The organism is Athalassotoga sp. (assembly GCF_049965695.1).
Lineage (GTDB): Bacteria > Thermotogota > Thermotogae > Mesoaciditogales > Mesoaciditogaceae > Athalassotoga.
This window is the reverse complement of the sequence record NZ_JBMFWB010000023.1, coordinates 9,889-28,889: the sequence shown is the minus strand read 5'-3', so window position 1 is coordinate 28,889 and position 19,001 is coordinate 9,889. Positions and strand designations below refer to the sequence as shown.

Genomic DNA, 19,001 nt, shown 5'->3' with positions numbered 1-19,001 from the left:
TTGCGAGAGTAGGTTGTTGCCCGGCTTAGTTACAAAACTGCGGAACTCATCTTGAGTCCCGCTTTGTTTTTATTTCCGAAATCAGTTCAGATTCATCGTGATAATCTACGGAGATTTTTTTGCCGTCTTTCAAAAAGAAAATCACACCGCTTTTTTTGATGCCTGTCAGTTTGCGATATGCCATCATGTAAATTTTCACTTGAAATTCGTAATCTTTCAATTTTTCCTCTGAATAATAGGAGTATTTAAAGTCGATTATCCTTTCATCCGTCACTTTGTCTATCTTTCCGATCATCTGTATGCTGATTTCAGGAATGTCAATCTCTATTGCCAGTTCGCTGATGACGTTTTTGGAATTTTCGATTTCCGTCACGAGCGGATCATCGACGAATTTCGAAATCGTCTTTTTCACATCTTCTACCATTTCGGAGGGATAAACGCTGAAAAGTGGTCTTTTAAGCACCTCTTTTAACTTCCGAATGCCTACCTGTTCGAATATCTCATGGGCTATGTTTCCATAAACAGTCGTCTTTGAACTCGCGCTCGATTTCTTTTCGAATAATTCGGTTACGTTGTAAATCTGCTTTTCAACTTCGACATCAGGCACGACTAAATATGATTCATCGAAAGTAAAAGGCGAAACGATCTCGTTGTCCCATTTTTTCGGAGATGATTGTTTTATTTCGACGATATCATCCATCCCGTCCGGAACTGACCATCTGCCGCTGCTTATGAAACCAAAATCGGATAAAGTTTCCATCCACGTGCTTTCTCCGTGTTTGTTGCCAAACACGTTTTCCTTGCTTAAAACTAAATATTCCTCTGCCCGCGTCATTCCAACGTAAAGCAACCTTTTTTCCTCTTCCATCTCTTCTTCGGTCTCTCCGTCATCTTTTGGTTTTTTTGACATCTGGGCCATTATGACGATCGGAAATTCGAGACCTTTTGACTTGTGAACCGTCATTATTTTGACCACATTTTCTTCCTCTGAAAGCGCAGAGGCCTCTTCCTCGTTTTCTCCCAATCCTTTTTCCATTATCTTGTGAATGCCATTTATGTCCCATGAGGGTAAATCGAAAGAATCAAGTGTCTCTATGAATTTCATGATGTTTGCGATGCTTTTGTCTCCATCTTTTTGAAGCGCTATTTTACCCAGATAGCGTGTTTCGTTTATCGCCATTTTGATGATCTTTGAAGCATCTACGGTGTTTTTGATCCGCACCAATTTTTCTATAAGATCGTGTATTTGGGGATAATCGATTTTTAAAGTATCATATATGAATTTGTCTTTTCTTTTAAGTTCTAAAATTTCATCTATCGTCAAATTGAAGAACGGAGACATCAAAAGGCCTGTCATGGCGCTTACGTCGTAAGGGTCGAGTATGACGGCCATCAGATTATCAAGTGCAAGCACCTCTTTTCTGCTGAAAAACGCTTTTCCTCCTATCACGTGATATGGTATTTTATCTTCGACAAGTTCATTTTCTATTGCCCATACGTCTCCCATCGATCTCAAAAGTATTGTGATATCTGAAAGTGCATGACCTTTGGATATGAATTCGTTTATCATGCCCGCAATCGATTTGGCCTCTATCATCCTTGCCGGATAGGCTTTTTCAGATCCGAAGTTATCTAAAAGTATCACACGTTTTTCTTCATCACTTTGTTGCGATATTTGATCTGAATATCTTATCCTTCCGTTGAAGACTTTCGAAAAGAATCTGTTGTAAAATTTCACGAGATTTGGTTTTGATCTGTGATTTTCATTCATCTCTTTGACTGAAATGTTTTTGTCTTGCGATCTTTCTGTTATATCTAAAAAGACGCCCACATCTGCGCCTCTGAAAGCGTAAATGGACTGTTTTGGATCTCCTATGTACCATACCCTGTTCAAATCGGATCTTAAAAGTTCTATTATTTCACTTTGAATTTTATTCGTATCCTGAAACTCATCCACGAAGATGTATCTGAAATAATACGAATATCTGTTCCTTAATTCGGAATCGTCCGAAAGCAAGGCTTTCGTCATGATGAGCAAATCTTCAAAATCAAGCGTGGATTCTTCTTTTGCCATTTTTTCGTATTCTTCTATGAGTTTTTTTGCGTGATCCAAAAAGATCTCTTTGAGATCATCATTTATCTTTACAGGCATAATATCATCGCTGGTTCTTTTGATTATGGCATCTTCAAACCATTCGCGCAGATCCGAAAATGCGATCGTCGGATCTATTTCAAAGAGTTTTTTCATCTCTTTTACGTTGTTTACCATGTAAGATTCAACGAGTTTTGAAATTCTTCTGGAAGATGCAAGACCGCTTACGACGTTAAAATCAGGATCGACATTCGCGTAAAGTGCGCTCTCGCGTATGATTCTCGAGCAAAAGGCATGTATCGTCGATATCCTTGCAAAGGGCAATTCTCTTTTAATCCTCAAGTAAAGATCGACTGTTTTACCGAGAGATATACTTTCATCTATTTTTTTTGTTATCCTGTCCTTCATTTCTCTTGCAGCCTTTTCGGTGAAAGTTATGGCTACGACCTGATCCATTCTTAAATCGGGATTTTCTTCGAATACCTTTACGTACTTTTCAACGAGTACGCGCGTTTTCCCGCTGCCGGCTCCTGCGGTTACGATCAGGTTATCCGTCGATCTGAAAATTTCATTTTGAACATTTGAAAGTTCCATCTGGCCACCTCACAGGGCAGATCTGGTTAAAATCGCATCTTTCACAGTTGTCTTTGCAACTTTGCGGGGTAAAGTCTCCGTTTGTAACACCTTTGATGAAATCCTTCACGCTTTCGATCAGATCGTTCCATGTTTCCTGTATCTTATCGCGATCCATCATGTTGACTATTTTCGCATCTTCCACAACGATAAAGGCAGATTGAATGACCGGTATCTTGAAGACTTTTTCGCATATGTTCGAATAAAGCGCAAGTTGTGCTTTTTCTCCCGCGTTTTTGCTTTTGTAGTCGATTATCATAAGACCCGATTCGCATTCATCGATCCTGTCTATACGTCCCGAAAAGTCCATATCATTGATCTTTGCCTCTTCCATACCGGTAAAGGTGAATTCAAATTCGCGCGGGTTGAAAAAATCAAAGCCATGATCTGTTTTGTAGATTTTGTAGGCTTTCAAATTTCTGTTTCTTCCGTCTATCTCTTCTGGAAATTCGACTTTTTCAAGATAATTCACGATCACACTTGTGAATTTCAAAAGGTTTATCTCAAAGATTTCTGGCTCGAAAAAACTCATTTTCCCAAGTTCTTCACTCAAAACCTGTTGAACAGTCTGTTTCAATTCTTCACTTGTCAGATCTCTGAGATGCTTCCTGCCTGCTTTTACAAGTCTTTTCAAAGAGTTATGATAAACCGTTCCCAGTTCAAGACTGTTCAGATCGAGATCGTATATGATCGCCTGTGGAAGTTTCATCGCATAAGAGAAAAAATACCTCAAAGGACATGTTTTGTAAGAGAAATACCTGTAAAAACTCACGGGTGCTTTTGAAAGCGTTTTGCAATACTCAAGATTGGCAGGATCTTTAACTGACATGGTTTTAGATTTTTGAATCATCACATCGAGTTTATTTTCGATTTCAGCGTTTCTTCCGTTCCATCTGGCCCATTTCGCGTAAGAGATTGTCGCTTCTTGAAGGCTCATGGAAGGATAAGTTTCGGGCTTTTGGGGCATACCAAATTTTTCTTCCAGATCCACAAGGTACATCGACGGAAGAATTTTCACGCCTTCCTGCGTTGCCTGCGGCATCGTAAGGTACACCTCTTTTGCCTGAGCCATCGCCGTGTAAAGATCGAGCCTGTCGTCTAAAAGCCTTTTTAAATTTCTGTTTGTTCCGAAATGCTTTTCTTCTTCTATGGAATTGTAAAAGTAATTCGGATGAAATTCCGGATAATTTCCATCTGTGAATCCAACGAATATCTTCAAAGGCGCATGACTGAACCTCGATGTGATCACATCCGAAATTCTCACCCCGCTTTTTTCCCTTGAAGGCACGTAAGTTCTGTCTTTTATTTGAAGTTCTAAATAATACCTGTAATCGGAACCGCTTATTTCCTTTATACCTGCGAAATTAAGCACGCTTTCAATTTCCCAGATTAAGTCTGTGAATTGATCGAGCGCCTCTTTTTCTTCATCCGGCACATCGGCACCGATGATTTGTATTGCTTCTTCAAAGGCTTTCGAGTAATCGTCAACGAAAACCGCATTTTCGAATTTGATCAAAAAATCAAAAAGATTTTTGACGGTTTTTTTGGCATCCTCAACAAGTTCCTGCATTCTTTGAAGATCGTCCAAAGATCGATCTTGAAATTCATCGTCTTCGGAGATGAGTGTTTTCATCCTGGAAAGGTATTTCGCAAAATTTTCAAGCCTTCTGTTCCAATCATCCATTCTCGATTTATATGATAATCGCAAAGGTCCCCTGTTAAGATGGGATCTGTCGTATACAAAACTGAATGCCGTGTTATCGCTAAATCCTGCCATGATCATGCTCATAAGCAGATCCTGTGGATATCCTCCCGTTACGACCCTTAGCGGCAACATAACCTTTTGCACGGAAGTACTTTGGTTGAGACTTTTCTTTCCAAGGTAAGAAACATCTATGTCATACTCTCCCAATTTATCCTCAATGGCCTTTATATAGCCGTTATTTTCAGATTTCACGACGATCTCGAAATCCTGAGCCTTTTTACCGTTCATCAAGAGTGTTTTTACCTTTTTGGATACCCATTCGATCTCGTCGTTGGGCTTTTCGAACGCATGAATTTTGACTCCGTCTCCTTTTCCGAAAAACAATCCCTGAGCGACGGGAGTACCTGAAAATTTCATCTCTGTTTTTTTACATGAAAAGATCTCAACAGTTTTGAGGATCGTGGACGTTCCGCGTTCAAAAATGTCACCATCGGTAACCGTTATGAATGTCTTTTCAAAATCAGAGATCACGGCCCTGAAAAATTTCGCAACGACAGGCGTGAAATCGTAAAAGCCGTCTATGAAAAGATATTTACCACCGGTTTTAATCTCTCCATCCGCGATCATCCTGTAAGCGTCGTAAGTATCGAATAGTTTCATGGATTTCATCTTGCTTTCAAATCTTTTGATCACGCCTGATATGAACATATCCCGTCTTGTCTCGGCCTCTTCGAATTCATCTTCTTTCATGTAAGTTTTAACGTCATCGATAAGGGATAAAAGTTTTTCAACGGTTGATCTATGTCTGACTACTGCTGCCTCGTTTTTTATCTCTTCAGGCAGATCAAGATTCCTTGAAGCCATGTCTTCTATTACAGAAGTGAGAATTGTAAGTTTAAGAGGTCTATCGGCAAAGATAAGATCGGTTTGTCGCTTCACCGTTTCAACTGCAAACTGGTCAACCGTTTTGAAAGACGATCTGTTTATCGATCCTACGATTTCAGTGGCCATATAAGCCGCGAATTTTACAAACTCACCCTGGCTTCCTATGAAAGTGTAATCAAAAGGGTTTAATTTTGAAATTTCTTGGATCATCCTTTCGGTCTTTCCCGAAGATGGTGGCCCTATGAAAATATCTACTTTTTCCATATCAATTTTTTCACCGGTTGCCTTTTGTCTTTGTCTGTTCACGCGTTACTTACTTTTTTTCTATTCGCCGTCTGCCATAAACCATTTTCTATTATATCCTAAACCTTTTTTAAAAGTGAAACACAATTTTTGAGTTTGGCGGAGGGCATGATGCCGCGAGGTGGCCTCCGCAGCAACGCGAGGACCAGACACCGAAGGGCGAATGCCGGAGCCAACGATATTTCATATTTAAAGTTGATCAAGTATATCACCGATGTGAAATCGATATGAAATTTTTGAAACATTTCGAAACATCAAAAGTCAAAACTCTTGAAATGAAAGATTGCTATACTTGAAGTGATTGCGTGTTATCAATGGGGGCGGTTAATTTGGCAATAATAGAGATCAAGTCTCTGGTAAAAGAGTTTAAAACGTTAAAAGCCATTGATTCCATCTCTCTGGAAGTTAAAAGCGGTGAGATCTTTGGCTTATTAGGCCCTAACGGGGCCGGAAAAACGACAACGGTCAAGATTTTAACGACACTTTTACCTCCGACATCCGGTGAAGCCTTCGTCGACGGCTTTAACGTGGTTCATGAAGCATCAAAAGTCAGAAGGGTTATAGGATACGTACCGCAAGCACTTTCTGCAGATGGAACTTTGACAGGATACGAGAATCTTTTGATTTTCGCCAAACTTTACGATATACCTGCCAAAATAAGAAAAGAAAGGATTTTCGATGTACTTGACTTCATGGGTTTGACTGACCACGCGAACAAACTTGTCAGAAATTACTCTGGTGGTATGATAAGAAGACTTGAAGTTGCACAAGCAATGCTTCATCATCCAATGGTATTGTTTCTTGATGAACCAACGGTGGGGCTCGATCCTGTGGCAAGGCAGATCGTCTGGGAACATATAATGAAATTAAGAAAGGAACTTAACATGACGATCTTCATGACCACACATTACATGGAAGAAGCAGACAGTTTTTGTGATAGAATTGCGATCATGAATCTCGGGAAAGTCGCAGCCATTGGAACGGTTCAGGAACTTAAGACTTCTATTGACAAAGCGAATGCCACACTTGACGATGTTTTTGCTTATTACAGTGGCAGCACGCTTGATTTGGGAGGCAGTTATCGTGACAGCGCAAGAGCAAGGAATATTGCAAAAAGACTTGGGTAAAAGGAATGTTTTCTCCGGCTTTTTGGTGAAAACTTTCACCATAGCGGAACTCGAGGCGAGAAAACTCAGACATGATCCGACAGATCTCGTCGTGCGTGCCGTTCAACCATTGTTATGGCTTTTGGTTTTCGGAGAGGTGTTCACGAAAATCAGGGCAATTCCAACAGGGAATGTTCCCTACATAGATTTTATGGCACCCGGAATTCTTGCACAAAGCGTGCTTTTCATCTCGATCTTTTATGGCATATCCATAATATGGGAAAGAGACCTCGGAATTGTCCACAAATTTCTTGCAAGCCCCACTCCGAGATTTTCTCTTGTACTTGGAAAGGCGCTCTCGGCAAGTATAAGAGGTCTTTCTCAGGCTTTGATAATTTACATCTTTTCTCTTATCCTTGGAGTTAAGATGAACGGAAATTTGCTTGCGGTAGCCGGCGTTGTGCTTGTGGTTATAATAAGTGCCGTGTTATTTTCAACCTTTTCTTTAGTGATAGCCTGCCTTGTCAGAACAAGAGAACGTTTCATGGGAATAGGTCAATTGCTCACGATGCCCATGTTTTTTGCAAGTAACGCCATTTATCCGATTTCCATGATGCCTGTATGGCTTCAGATCATAGCAAGGCTAAATCCTCTAAGTTACGAAGTGGATGCTTTGCGTGCCTTAATGCTTGCAAATTACAATTCGACGTACCCTCTCGTACTGGACTTTGGCGTTATATCTCTCACGGCAGCAGGGCTTGTTTTGATCGGGGGAATGCTTTACCCAAGAGTTGCAAGATGAAAAAGAGGTGACAAAATGAAATTGTCGGGAAATACAGTTTTGATAACCGGCGGAGGCAGTGGTATAGGCCTTGCGATGGCAGAATATTTTTTGTCTTCTGGAAATGACGTCATCATTTGTGGCAGAAGAGAGTCTAAACTGCTTGAAGTCAAAAGCAGGTACCATCAGGTTAATATCAGAAAATGCGATCTTTCAAATGTTTACGAACGGGCAACGCTTGTTTCATGGGTAACTAACAGTTTCAAAAACCTGAACGTACTTGTCAACAACGCAGGCATCCAAAAAGATGTCGATCTGACAAAAGGACTTGAAGGCCTTGTTGGTGAGGATGAAATTCGAATTAACCTTGAATCACCGATTCACCTTAGCGCTATGCTTATCCCATATCTCATGAAACAGCCAGAATCAGCGATAATTAACATCTCGTCTGGACTGGCAATAACTCCAATGGCAAGTTTCCCAATTTATTGTGCCACAAAAGCCGCAATTCATTCTTTCAGTCAATCTTTAAGATACCAACTTGCCAGAACCACCGTGAAAGTTTTTGAAATTCTTCCACCTGCGCTTGACACCGAATTAAACAAAGAAGGCAGATTAAAAAGGGCTAAGATGGGATTCGAATTAACCGCCCCGAAACCAGATGAATACGTAAAAGAAGTCATGAAACAGATCGAAATGGACAAATTCGAGATATCAAATCCCAACATCGAAAGATTGAAAACGTTAACTTTAGCCGATCTTGAAAAAAGAATCGATGAAATGAATTCGAAGTTTCGTGACATGCTCCCACACTTATAGAAGTGAGGGCTTCTCGCTCAATAGCACCACTGTGCTAAGTATCAACGAGCTATCCCCGTGTGCCCCACGGTTCTCATCATAACCAAGCATGTGTATCCCTTGGTGTTTTATATTTATCGCAGCGTTTATGTCCCTGTCATGGATGGTATGACAGTTTGGACATTCCCATTCTCTCTCATTCAGGCTCAACTCTTCTTTTTCATATCCACATACACTGCAAGTCTTGGAACTCGGATACCATTTACCTACCTTTACAAGCACTTTGCCTTTATCTTCTAACTTGTAATTGAGAAAAGTTGTAAACATCCCCCACCCATTGTCGAAAACGCTCTTTCCAAGATTTAAGCACTGTCCCATCGCTTTCATGTTGAGATCTTCTATACACACCACATCGTAATCGTTGGCTATCCGATTGCTTAACTTGTGTAAGAAATCTCTCCTTTGATTTGCGACTTTCTCATGCAATTTTGCCACCACTCGTTTTTGTTTGCAATAGTTATTATACTGAACCAGTTTTAAATTCCGAATCATCGCTCCGGCAGGTGCCCTACTCAATGTCTCGTCCTCGCTGCGCTGCGAAGGCCATCTCGCGGCATCATGCTCTCCGCCTCCATCCGCCTTTTCTACGTGCTACCGGCTACCCGCCACGTGCTGTTTTGCTGATTACTCGTTACCGATCACACGTCACTCGTCACTGTCTCTCTACTCCCCAATCTCTAATGTCTCTTTCTTGCCATGTGCCATCAATGTTTCAATATCATTTGAGATTCTAAGGCATATCAAGAAATTGATTTCACTTCAATTTATTTGGTAAAATAAGAATAACTTTGCCAGCAAAAACAATTTTATTTGAAAACATTTTCACACTAAAATTATCATGATTGTAAGGATAGATGATCATGAATGTTTCAATAGGGACAATGAATCTTTTTAAGAATTCAAGGATATTTTTGCGCATTTCGCTTTTCAAGTTAACAGCGTTATGCGGCGGAAGGAGTGAAATCAGATGATTCGATCCCAGTCGGGAAAAGTCACAATAGTTGATGTCGCACACTTAGCCCATGTATCTGTTTCAACGGTATCAAGATACCTAAATTCAACAGCCCCGATAGCCGAAGACAAAAGAAAAAATATAGCAAAAGCCATAAAAATGCTCAATTACAAGCCTTCGACATTTGCAAAGGCCATGAGATCGCAGATACTTTACAGTATCGGAATCATAGTGCCGGACCTTGGGGGTTACTATTACGGTGAAATAGTCAACGCGATGGTAACCTACGCGAGTAAGAAAGGATACGAAACTGTCGTAAGCGTTACCAATAAAGTGGAAAACTGGGAAGACATGACCTTCGACTTTTTCATGAGCCGTCGTCTTGACGGTATAATCGCATGTACACCGGATCTAAACAGCGTTCAAAAACTCATGAAAATAGGAATACCCATAGTTGCGGTTGACTGGAGAGATCCAATAGGAGATCTCAACATAACGGGTGTGTCGATAGACAACGAGAAAGCGACATTTACCATGATGAAATATCTCTATTCGATGGGACACAGAAAGGTTTTGCTTGTAACCGGCGGAAAAGAATTTCAATCTTCCATCGACAGAAAAAATGGTGTTCTTAAATTCAAAGAAAAAAATGACGATGTCGAGTTGTACATCACCGATGGAAATTTTTCGGATCTCGACACAGGATACGATTTAACAAAAAAATTCATAAAAGACAACGGCAAAAGCGTTACGGCCATCTTTGCATTCAACGACATATTAGCCTTCGGAGTCATAAGCGCTTTAAACGATCTCGGCATATCGGTGCCCGATGAGATTTCCGTTGTTGGATTCGACAACACGTATATCTCGAAATATTCCGTTCCACCACTAACGACGATAGAACAGCCCAGAAGCGAACTTGGCCTTACCGCGATAAAAAATCTCATAAACAGGTTCGAATCTACCGGCTCGAAAGTAGGCTACAACATCGTTGTGCCCTTTAAGTTTATCGAAAGGTCTTCTGTGAAAAAAATTGAAACGAAAGGGATGATTTGAATGTCAAAATGGTTGATCTTCTTTGCATTGCTGGCATTTGCCGTCTTTGGTTTGGCGAATGTTTCGATCACGGTCAACACGGCGGCAGAAATTGTCACTTTACCTCAAACTGCATTTGGTCTGAACACGGCCGCATGGGACTGGCACCTTTTAGACAGTGCCATACCCGGGTTACTGGAAAATTTAAATGTGAAAGTTTTGCGATTCCCGGGCGGAAGTTTTTCGGATATGTATGACTGGCAAACGAATTCGACAGTTCCGGGTCAGGATTTCCCTTACGTTGATCCCCAAAACAACTTCGACAACTTCATGAAACTTGTAAATCAAATCGGTGCGCAGGCGTTGATCACGGTTAATTACGGCACGAACTTCTCAGGAACGGCTGGAGGAGATCCTCAAGAGGCCGCAGCGTGGGTCAAGTATGCAAACATCGATCACAATTACGATGTCAAATACTGGGAGATAGGAAATGAAGTGTACGGAAATAACACGTACGGTGCGAATTGGGAGACCGATCTTCACGCTGCAAAAGGCCCACAGACGTATGCCGAGAACTTCATAGCCTTTGCAAAGGCCATGAAGGCCGTCGATCCGAATATAAAGATCGGGGCAGTTCTGACATGCCCGTACAACTGGCCGTGGGGACAGAGTCCGGACTGGAACAAAGTGGTTTTGCAAACTGCCGGAGATTACATAGATTTTGTGATAGTCCACTGGTACGCACAAAACCCGGGCAATGAATCTGACAGCGGACTTTTGGCCTCGACAAACCAGATACCCGACATGCTCGCTAAACTTAAACAGGAAGTAAGAGATTACGCAGGTCCAAATGCAGATCATATACGTATATTCGTGACGGAGACGAATTCCGTCTCTTACAATCCCGGTAAGCAAACGACAAGTCTTGTGAATGCTCTCTTTTTGGTCAACGATTACATGAACTGGCTTACGGGTGGCGTTGATAACGTTGACTGGTGGACACTTCACAACAACGCGCTGACAAATGACAACAACAGCGACAAACTTTACGGAAATACGAATTACGGAGATTATGGATTGCTATCAAATAATTCTAATTTTGGTACATCAACCGTTGAACCTCCGAACAACACCCCGTTCCCGGATTATTTCGGCTATGAGATGCTCAAATATCTTGCCGGGCCGGATGATACGATAGTTGGAATTTTTTCGGATCAAAACCTTGTCAACGTTTATGCCGTTAAACATACAAACGGAGACCTTGCCATCATGATCGTCAATACGGATCCGTCAAAGGCTTACGATGTGAATTTCAATCTTATCGGATTCAGATCTGAAGATAATGCCACCGAATACGTCTACGGTATGGGAAACGGCATCGGAGGGGCGATGGAATCAATTGTAAGTAAAACCATTCAACTTTCATCACCGATAGAGGTTGCACCTTATTCTATAAACGTGATAGTCATGAGGCCACAGCATATCGTAAAAATCGTGGGGCCTCAGGTCATGCAAAACACGACCATCTCAAGCACAACACTTACACCGGGTCGGAGTGAACAGATAGAGACAACCTTCACGAACAAATTCGGAAATATCTCAAACGGAGTAATAGAAATGGAGATATACAACTCTTCCGGTAAGATGGTAGGACAAAAAACAATTCCCGATGTCTCGATCGGCGCAAACGGATCTTACAAAGTTAATTGGAACTGGACTGCTCCAAATGCACCGGACATATACACCGTTAAATCTTTCTTGTTCGATCGATCCATGACAAATCTCTTCTCGTCTTCCAACGAAGCAGCACAGTTTACCGTTGCAATTCCGCCGGCACCGTCTTTTTCGATAACCGGAAGCGTTAAGCCTGCCGAACTCGGCATCGGAGAGAATGGTGTGATATCCGTAACGGTTACAAACACATCTGATCTTGGATATCTAAATAACGGTATAATAGATGTTGAGATTCACAACGCGGCAAATCAGAAAGTATGGCAGCAGTTCGATCAAAATGCCAATCTTTCTCCATCACAATCGATGACGTTGACGTATGATTTCACCTTGCCAGCGTCCGGTACATATTCAGTCCAAGTCGGAGTTTTCAGCGGCGGATGGGGCACGAATTACGCGTGGAATTCTGATGTCACAAAGGTAGTGGTGAAATAAAGGCAGCGGGTAGCAGGTAACGGGTAGAATAAATTGAAAATTGAGAATTAAAAATTGAAAATGGACAATTAAAAGCCGCTGGTGGCGCGGGGCAAATATACCAAACAAAATTCAAATTACGAATCATCGCTCCGGCAGGCGCCCCCTCGATGTCTGGTCCTCGCTGCGCAGCGTCGGCCATCCCGAGGACATCCTGCCCTCCGCTACGGTAAATAAGCATTCAGAGCTTTTAAAGTGAATTTAGAGTATAAAACGATTAATTTCGGAAAATGGGGCAGAGAAAACACAATAGAAAGGAGAAATTACAATGGCTGAGAAAAAATTTCCAAAGGATTTCGTCTGGGGGTCTGCAACGGCCTCTTATCAGGTCGAAGGATCACCTCTTGCGGATGGTGCAGGTCCGTCTATATGGCACAGATTCTCTCACACGCCGGGCACAACGCATGATGGAGAAACGGGAGACGTCGCGTGCGATCACTACAACAGGTACAAAGAAGACATCAAACTCATGAAGTCTTTAGGACTCAAAGGATACAGATTTTCGATCTCATGGTCGAGGATCTTCCCGAATGGCAAAGGTAAGATAAATGAAAAAGGTGTCGATTTCTACAACAAAGTCATAGATGAACTTCTGAAAGAAGATATAACACCTTTCGTGACGATATATCACTGGGATTTGCCCGCAGCCCTTCAGGACATCGGTGGCTGGACCAACAGGGACATTGCCTGCTGGTTTGGAGATTACGCCGATTATCTCTTCCAGAGATTCGGAGACAGGGTCAAGCATTGGATCACGTTAAACGAGCCATGGGTTATGGCCTTCATAGGCCACATGTACGGTGAACATGCGCCTGGTATGCGTGACATGTATGCAGCCTTTGCCGTTGCCCACAACGAATTGAGGGCACATGCCAAAGCAGTCGATGCTTTCAGATCGCAAGGAATAAATGGAAAGATAGGCATAACTCTTTCGAATAGTTCTCACGATCCTGCATCGAATTCTCCGCAGGATGTCATTGCCGCGACGGTGACACATGAATTTTCCAATTATCCTCTCTTTTTGAATCCAATCTTTAAGGGAAAATATCCGGAACATATTGAAAGTTTTGAGAGAGAATTCCTGCCAAAAGGATACGAAAAAGACATGGAAGATATCAAAAAACCGATAGACTTCGTCGGGATCAATTACTATTCCGGAGACGTCGTCAAAGCCGATCCATCCTCACCGATGGGTGTAAAGATAATGGGTCGCGACCTTCCGAAAACCGAGATGGGATGGGAAATATACCCTGAAGGATTTTACAAAATCCTCAAAGGTGTTCAGGACGAATACAATCCCAAAGAAGTTTACGTGACCGAAAATGGTGCCGCATTCGATGACAAAGTTGAAAATAACGCGGTCCACGATCAAAAGAGAATAGATTATCTCAAAGAACACATCTCTCAGGCTCACAAGGCAATCGGAGATGGAGTTAAACTAAAAGGGTATTTCGTGTGGTCTTTGATGGATAATTTCGAGTGGGCTCAAGGATATTCAAAGAGATTTGGAATAACCTACGTTGATTACAAGACGCAAAAGAGAATTTTGAAAGACAGCGCGAAATGGTACGCGAATGTCATATCCAAAAACGCCGTTGAATGAAGGAGATAAGATGATAGACCTTTGCGGAAAATGGAAGGTTGCCGATGACGAAGGAAAGTTCAAATTCGAAGGCACAGTGCCCGGCACCGTGCAGGGCGACCTTGTGAATTTAAAACTCATGCCCCATCCGTACATCGGAGAAAACGAGACACTCTTCAGAAGGCTTGAAGAGAAGTCATGGGAATATTCTAAAGATTTTGAAGTAAAAACACTCGATAAGAAATATTGCGATCTTGTCATAGAAGGCATAGACACGCTTGCCGAGGTCTACGTCAACGAAAAATTCGCCGGAAAATGCGAGGACATGTTTATCGGATACAGATTTCCGGTCAAAGACCTTTTGAAGATCGGCAAGAACACGATAAGAGTAAAGATATTATCCCCAATAAAAGTGCCCAAAGCGCTCGAGCGAAATTACGGGAAACTTAACTCAGGAGAAGAAAGTGCCAGACCGTACATTCGAAAAGCCCAGTATTCTTACGGATGGGACTGGGGCGCAAGGATCGCAACATCCGGCATATGGAAAAAGATTTACATAGAAGAAAGAGACGATGCTTATCTCGAAGGATCGACTGCTTATTTGGAAGACATCGACGCTGTCAAAGTTACAGGATATGTCAGATTAACTGAGAATAAAAATTACACAGTCAAAGTCTTTGTCGACAAAAAAGAGGTCGGTGATTACCCTGTTCGGGCAGGGAATGAAGGCTATCTTTTCGAAGGAAAGTTTGAACGCGGAGATCTCGAATTGTGGTACCCGAGAGGGTATGGAAAAAGTGTACTTCATGACTTTGAATTCAAACTTTTCGATGGCAAAAAAGAGATATCGTCCGAGAAAAAGTGCATAGGCTTAAGGACTGTGAAGATCATCCAGGAAAAGGACGCAGAGGGAGAGTCTTTCATCTTTGAAATAAACGGAAGACGCATCTTTGCCAAAGGCGCAGACTGGATTCCGTCGGATAACATTTTAAGTTGGCTTAAAAATGAGGACTACGACAGATTGCTTGAGATGGCCTCCGATGCAAACATGAACATGCTGAGAGTCTGGGGCGGTGGCATATATGAAAATGAAAGATTTTACGAAAAATGTGACGAACTCGGAATAACCGTCTGGCAGGATTTCATGTTTGCCTGTGCCGAATATCCGGATAATTTGGAATGGTTCAGAAAACTTGCCGGCCAAGAGGCAAAATACAACGTTGTCAAATTGAGATACCATCCGTCCATAGTTTTGTGGTGCGGAAATAACGAAAACAACTGGGGCTTTGAAGAATGGAACTACAATCACAAACACAACGGCGAGCATTTAGGGAATGTACTGTATTTGCAGGACCTTCCCAAAATATGTGCAGAAGAAGATCCTTCCCGTCCATACTGGCCATCGAGCCCGTACGGTGGAAGCAAGGCGAATTCCGATGAGGCCGGAGACAGACATGTCTGGAATGTATGGTCTAACTGGGTCGATTACAAAGGATATCTCGTCGACAAATCAAGGTTTGTGAGCGAATTCGGATTTCAATCAGCGCCAGATCCAAAAACTGTCGATTTCTTTGCCAAAAAGTCCGAAAAAGAGATCTTCAGCGATGTGATGGTTCGCCACAACAAACAGGTAGAAGGGCCTGAAAGGATAATGAAATTCATCCACAACCACTTTGGAAATGTCAAGAACTTTGACTCGATAATCTACCTTTCCCAGATAAATCAAGCAGAGGCAATAAAGACCGGCGTCGATCACTGGAGAGAAAGAAAGTACAAAACCGCCGGTACCCTCTACTGGCAGTTAAACGATTCATGGCCCGTTTTCAGTTGGTCATCCATCGATTACTTCAAAAGGCCAAAGGCACTTTACTACTACACGAAAAGATTTTACGCAGAACTTTTGCCTTTGATAAAAAATGACGGAGACGAGTTGAGAATCGTCGTGGTCAACGATTCGGAAACGATAGAGGGTCATCTCGAATTTGATCTGTGGACTTTTAATGGCAAAAAGTTGATGGAGAAATCTTACGATGTAAGAATTCCGTCCGATTCAGTCCTCAACGTTGATAATTTCAGATTTTCGGACAATCTGGCCGAGGCAATTGGTTTTGTAAGGCTAAAGGCTGGCAACAAAGTCTTTGAAAATCATGAAGTATTTGCGAATCTAAGAAAGATCAAACTTGAAGATCCGTACATCACATTTGAGAAGTCCGGTGATACTCTAACGATAAAGACAGAAAAGCCGGCCTTTGGTGTGAGAATAACGACAGAAAAAGATGAGGTGCTCGAAGACAATCTCTTTGCGATCTCGCCGGATCGTCCAAAGCAAATAAAAGCGCCTAAATCTGATTTTAAAACATCGAGCATGTACGATTTTCTGAAATGAAAAGACCGCTTCAAGCGGTCTTTTTCGTTCTTCATTTTACTTTCTTCGCCATGCGGTGGTTTACATCTATACTTGATCAACTTTAAATATGAAATATCGTTGGCTACCGCAGATATCCTTCGCACGTTTGTCATTCCGGTCGAAGAACCGGAATCGCCTTTAAGGACTCCAATGCGATCCCGGTGTTTTCATCAAAGCGATCTGTAAATTTCTTTTACGAATCCAAAATCGTAATTTCCCGGAGTATTTAACACCTGACCGGCCTTAAGATCGATTTCTCTCGCAAAAATTTCTGCATCTTTCTCGCTTAATTTCAATTTAGGCTTTGGATAAACGGAATCTATGAATTCGCACAGTCCATTGGCACCTCCAAAAGGTGCGGTCGCGATCTTTACCCTTTCCGGATCAAACCTCTGGGCGTTTTTAACGATCTGGCACAAGGTCAGCATATTCGCAAGGCCATGGCGTATGCCAAGATGAGATGTTATGGGATATCCAAGCGCATGAACTATCGTCGTGCCCGTTTGTGATATCGTAAGGCCAGAAAAAGTCGCGGCCATGGCGACATTCGATCTGTGTTCAAGACTTGAGGCTTTTTTGACCACTTCGGGCAAAGACATTTTTATCAATTCTATGCCTTTGACAGCGATCACATCGGTCAAAGGTGTGCTTATCTTTGAAATCACACTCTCCACAAGTTGTGAGAGAGCATCAAGACCCGTCGAAATAGTGACGTCTGCGGGCATCGTGAGTGTATACCTTGGATCTACGATTGCAACCGTTGGAAAGAGTTTATTCGTCCTCAGACCGAGTTTTTTATCATCCGGAGAAGTTAAAACGGAATACTGTGTGACCTCGCTGCCGGTGCCGGACGTTGTCGTTATTTCTATCACCGGATAACATGATATGCTGTCCTTTATAGCGTAAAGATCGGCAACTTTTTTCCCCATCTTTGCGCCGGCGGAGATTGCCTTGGCCACATCCATCGGACTTCCGCCGCCTATCCCAACCGCAAAATCGCAATGTTTTGCCTTAAACAATTCTGCGCCTCTGTCAACGGTTTCAAAAGACGGATTTTCTTCAACTTCGCTGAAAAATTCGTGGGATATACCTTTCGCATCAAGCACGCTCAGGAGATCCTTGATAGCATTGTTTTTCTTTGCGGATCCGCTTCTTCCCGTGACTATAAAAGCCTTTTTCCCGTACAACGTGAAGTCAACATTTGAGACGGCATTTTCACCAAATCTCAGATCGACCGGATTAAAATATGAAAACATGATCATCACCTCTCAATGGATTTTGCGTAAACGCCTTTCATCTTTTCATGCAAAGGCTGGTACCAACCTTCCAAATTGTATTTCTCAAGCATATCAAGTGCTTCGATGTATTCATCGTCGTCAATTTTTCTGGAAATTTCTTTCATTTTCAAAGCCTTGTAAACGGGAAAATATTGCGACATCAAAGAAACAGGAACAGACATCGACAACTCCTCGGCGATAAATCTCATTGCTTTTTCACTTCCGGCAATTCTGTTGGGCAGTATCAAATGCCTTACTATCAGACCGCTCATCCGTTCTTCCTTAAACGGGCCAACCTGCCTGTACATCTCCCTCAGAGATCTTTGCGTAACAGTCCAGTAATTCGGGACAAGCGAATATTTCTTTCCCATTTCGTCATCTGTGTAGCGAATATCGGCAAGATAGATATCGACTATGCCATCAAGATGCGCTAAAGTTTCAACGTTGACATAACTTGACGTGTTAAAGACAATGGGAAGATTGAATCCACTTTCAGAAGCGATGATAAGCGCATGTAAAATTGCCCTTAAGTGAGGTTCCGGAGTTACAAGATCAAGCGTTTTGGCACCTGCTTTTTGAAGTTTCATGAAAACATCCGCAAGAGATTCATCATCTATTGCCTTTCCCACGTTCAACTGACTGAAACCAAAATTTTGACAATACACGCAACGCATTCCGCAACCTGAAAAGAAGATCGCTCCGGCCCCGCCGGCTCCGACAAGAGGAGGTTCTTCACCGAAATGCAAGATGGCATTTGTGATCTTCGCATTCACGCCCTGGCCGCATACGCCTTTATTCTCTTTTCTGTTGACCATACAGTTTCTCGCGCAAAGATCACAACTGCTCATTCTGTTTTCAAAGTATTCAAAAGCATCCTTTAACTTTTCTCTGTTCATCGTAAACCTCCATTTATATTTTAGCATATAAATGCTGAAGGCAGAATGCGATCCCGCATCAGGTGCGGGATGACGTAGAAATGTCTGCTCTTACCATAAGCCATTGGCTATAAGCCTGTGCCATCCCTTTTGGAATCTGTCCTTGAAAAGCGTTATAATATACTTAACTCACTTTAAAAGCCGAATGCTTATTTACCACTGTGAGCGCAGGGCAGGATGCCCTAAAATGGTGATCGGTGAGTAGTGAGCAGTATGATTACAGATTACGCGTCACGTGTTACGAA

12 protein-coding genes are annotated in these 19,001 nt (G+C 42.2%); 7 read left to right on the top strand and 5 right to left on the bottom strand.

The features are described 5' to 3' along the window. Window positions 1–46 precede the first annotated feature (46 nt). Complete coding sequence (locus ACP5NR_RS07570; protein ID WP_428005624.1) at window positions 47–2,686, bottom strand: UvrD-helicase domain-containing protein; 2,640 nt, start codon at window positions 2,684–2,686, stop codon at window positions 47–49. Further along, window positions 2,661–5,579 (bottom strand): PD-(D/E)XK nuclease family protein, encoded by a 2,919-nt coding sequence (locus ACP5NR_RS07565; protein ID WP_428005625.1) that lies wholly within the window; start codon window positions 5,577–5,579, stop codon window positions 2,661–2,663. The genes ACP5NR_RS07570 and ACP5NR_RS07565 overlap by 26 nt, the downstream gene beginning before the upstream one ends. 368 nt (window positions 5,580–5,947) lie before the next feature. On the opposite strand from ACP5NR_RS07565, the gene ACP5NR_RS07560 reads away from it, so the two are divergent. From ACP5NR_RS07560 to ACP5NR_RS07550, 3 genes are read left to right on the top strand one after another with little or no spacing between them, the layout of a single operon-like run. Then, the gene (locus ACP5NR_RS07560) at window positions 5,948–6,745 is read left to right on the top strand and encodes an ATP-binding cassette domain-containing protein (protein WP_428006218.1); all 798 of its coding nucleotides are present in this window, start codon (window positions 5,948–5,950) and stop codon (window positions 6,743–6,745) included. Further along, window positions 6,723–7,526 carry an ABC transporter permease gene (locus ACP5NR_RS07555; protein WP_428006220.1) on the top strand — a complete coding sequence of 268 codons (804 nt, stop codon included), beginning with the start codon at window positions 6,723–6,725 and terminating at the stop codon, window positions 7,524–7,526. Before ACP5NR_RS07560 ends, ACP5NR_RS07555 begins: the two co-directional genes overlap by 23 nt. Before the next feature lie 15 nt (window positions 7,527–7,541). After that, on the top strand, window positions 7,542–8,324 hold the full coding sequence (locus tag ACP5NR_RS07550) for an SDR family oxidoreductase (protein WP_428006217.1): 783 nt from the start codon (window positions 7,542–7,544) through the stop codon (window positions 8,322–8,324). Here ACP5NR_RS07550 and ACP5NR_RS07545 read toward each other — a convergent pair. After that, the gene (locus ACP5NR_RS07545; protein WP_428006219.1) at window positions 8,319–8,855 is read right to left on the bottom strand and encodes an RNA-guided endonuclease InsQ/TnpB family protein; all 537 of its coding nucleotides are present in this window, start codon (window positions 8,853–8,855) and stop codon (window positions 8,319–8,321) included. The genes ACP5NR_RS07550 and ACP5NR_RS07545 overlap by 6 nt on opposite strands. A 475-nt stretch (window positions 8,856–9,330) precedes the next feature. Here ACP5NR_RS07545 and ACP5NR_RS07540 point away from each other — a divergent pair, with 475 nt between their 5' ends. From ACP5NR_RS07540 to ACP5NR_RS07525, 4 genes are all read left to right on the top strand, one after another. After that, on the top strand, window positions 9,331–10,371 hold the full coding sequence (locus ACP5NR_RS07540; protein ID WP_428006216.1) for a LacI family DNA-binding transcriptional regulator: 1,041 nt from the start codon (window positions 9,331–9,333) through the stop codon (window positions 10,369–10,371). Then, window positions 10,372–12,516, top strand: coding sequence for an alpha-L-arabinofuranosidase (locus ACP5NR_RS07535; protein ID WP_428006215.1), 2,145 nt, complete (start codon window positions 10,372–10,374; stop codon window positions 12,514–12,516). A gap of 307 nt (window positions 12,517–12,823) precedes the next feature. Then, complete coding sequence (locus ACP5NR_RS07530; protein WP_428006214.1) at window positions 12,824–14,158, top strand: GH1 family beta-glucosidase; 1,335 nt, start codon at window positions 12,824–12,826, stop codon at window positions 14,156–14,158. Beyond that, window positions 14,130–16,523, top strand: coding sequence for a glycosyl hydrolase 2 galactose-binding domain-containing protein (locus tag ACP5NR_RS07525; RefSeq protein ID WP_428006213.1), 2,394 nt, complete (start codon window positions 14,130–14,132; stop codon window positions 16,521–16,523). The genes ACP5NR_RS07530 and ACP5NR_RS07525 overlap by 29 nt, the downstream gene beginning before the upstream one ends. A gap of 191 nt (window positions 16,524–16,714) precedes the next feature. On the opposite strand, the gene ACP5NR_RS07520 is transcribed toward ACP5NR_RS07525, so the two are convergent. Both ACP5NR_RS07520 and ACP5NR_RS07515 read right to left on the bottom strand, forming a co-directional pair. Beyond that, entirely contained in the window at window positions 16,715–17,800 is a 1,086-nt protein-coding gene (locus ACP5NR_RS07520) for an iron-containing alcohol dehydrogenase (protein WP_428004374.1), read from the bottom strand. 5 nt (window positions 17,801–17,805) lie between these two features. Continuing rightward, a complete protein-coding gene (locus ACP5NR_RS07515) occupies window positions 17,806–18,717 on the bottom strand; it encodes a radical SAM protein (protein ID WP_428006212.1) in 912 nt (303 codons plus the stop codon). Between the last annotated feature and the right edge of the window lie 284 nt (window positions 18,718–19,001).

What these genes read in the sequence shown, in the direction of transcription:
- ACP5NR_RS07545 (WP_428006219.1), bottom strand. Translation starts at nt 8,855, where the DNA reads ATGATTCGGAATTTAAAACTGGTTCAGTATAATAACTATTGCAAACAA.
- ACP5NR_RS07570 (WP_428005624.1), bottom strand. Translation starts at nt 2,686, where the DNA reads ATGGAACTTTCAAATGTTCAAAATGAAATTTTCAGATCGACGGATAAC.
- ACP5NR_RS07515 (WP_428006212.1), bottom strand. Translation starts at nt 18,717, where the DNA reads ATGAACAGAGAAAAGTTAAAGGATGCTTTTGAATACTTTGAAAACAGA.
- ACP5NR_RS07550 (WP_428006217.1), top strand. Translation starts at nt 7,542, where the DNA reads ATGAAATTGTCGGGAAATACAGTTTTGATAACCGGCGGAGGCAGTGGT.
- ACP5NR_RS07540 (WP_428006216.1), top strand. Translation starts at nt 9,331, where the DNA reads ATGATTCGATCCCAGTCGGGAAAAGTCACAATAGTTGATGTCGCACAC.
- ACP5NR_RS07565 (WP_428005625.1), bottom strand. Translation starts at nt 5,579, where the DNA reads ATGGAAAAAGTAGATATTTTCATAGGGCCACCATCTTCGGGAAAGACC.
- ACP5NR_RS07525 (WP_428006213.1), top strand. Translation starts at nt 14,130, where the DNA reads ATGTCATATCCAAAAACGCCGTTGAATGAAGGAGATAAGATGATAGAC.
- ACP5NR_RS07535 (WP_428006215.1), top strand. Translation starts at nt 10,372, where the DNA reads ATGTCAAAATGGTTGATCTTCTTTGCATTGCTGGCATTTGCCGTCTTT.
- ACP5NR_RS07520 (WP_428004374.1), bottom strand. Translation starts at nt 17,800, where the DNA reads ATGTTTTCATATTTTAATCCGGTCGATCTGAGATTTGGTGAAAATGCC.
- ACP5NR_RS07530 (WP_428006214.1), top strand. Translation starts at nt 12,824, where the DNA reads ATGGCTGAGAAAAAATTTCCAAAGGATTTCGTCTGGGGGTCTGCAACG.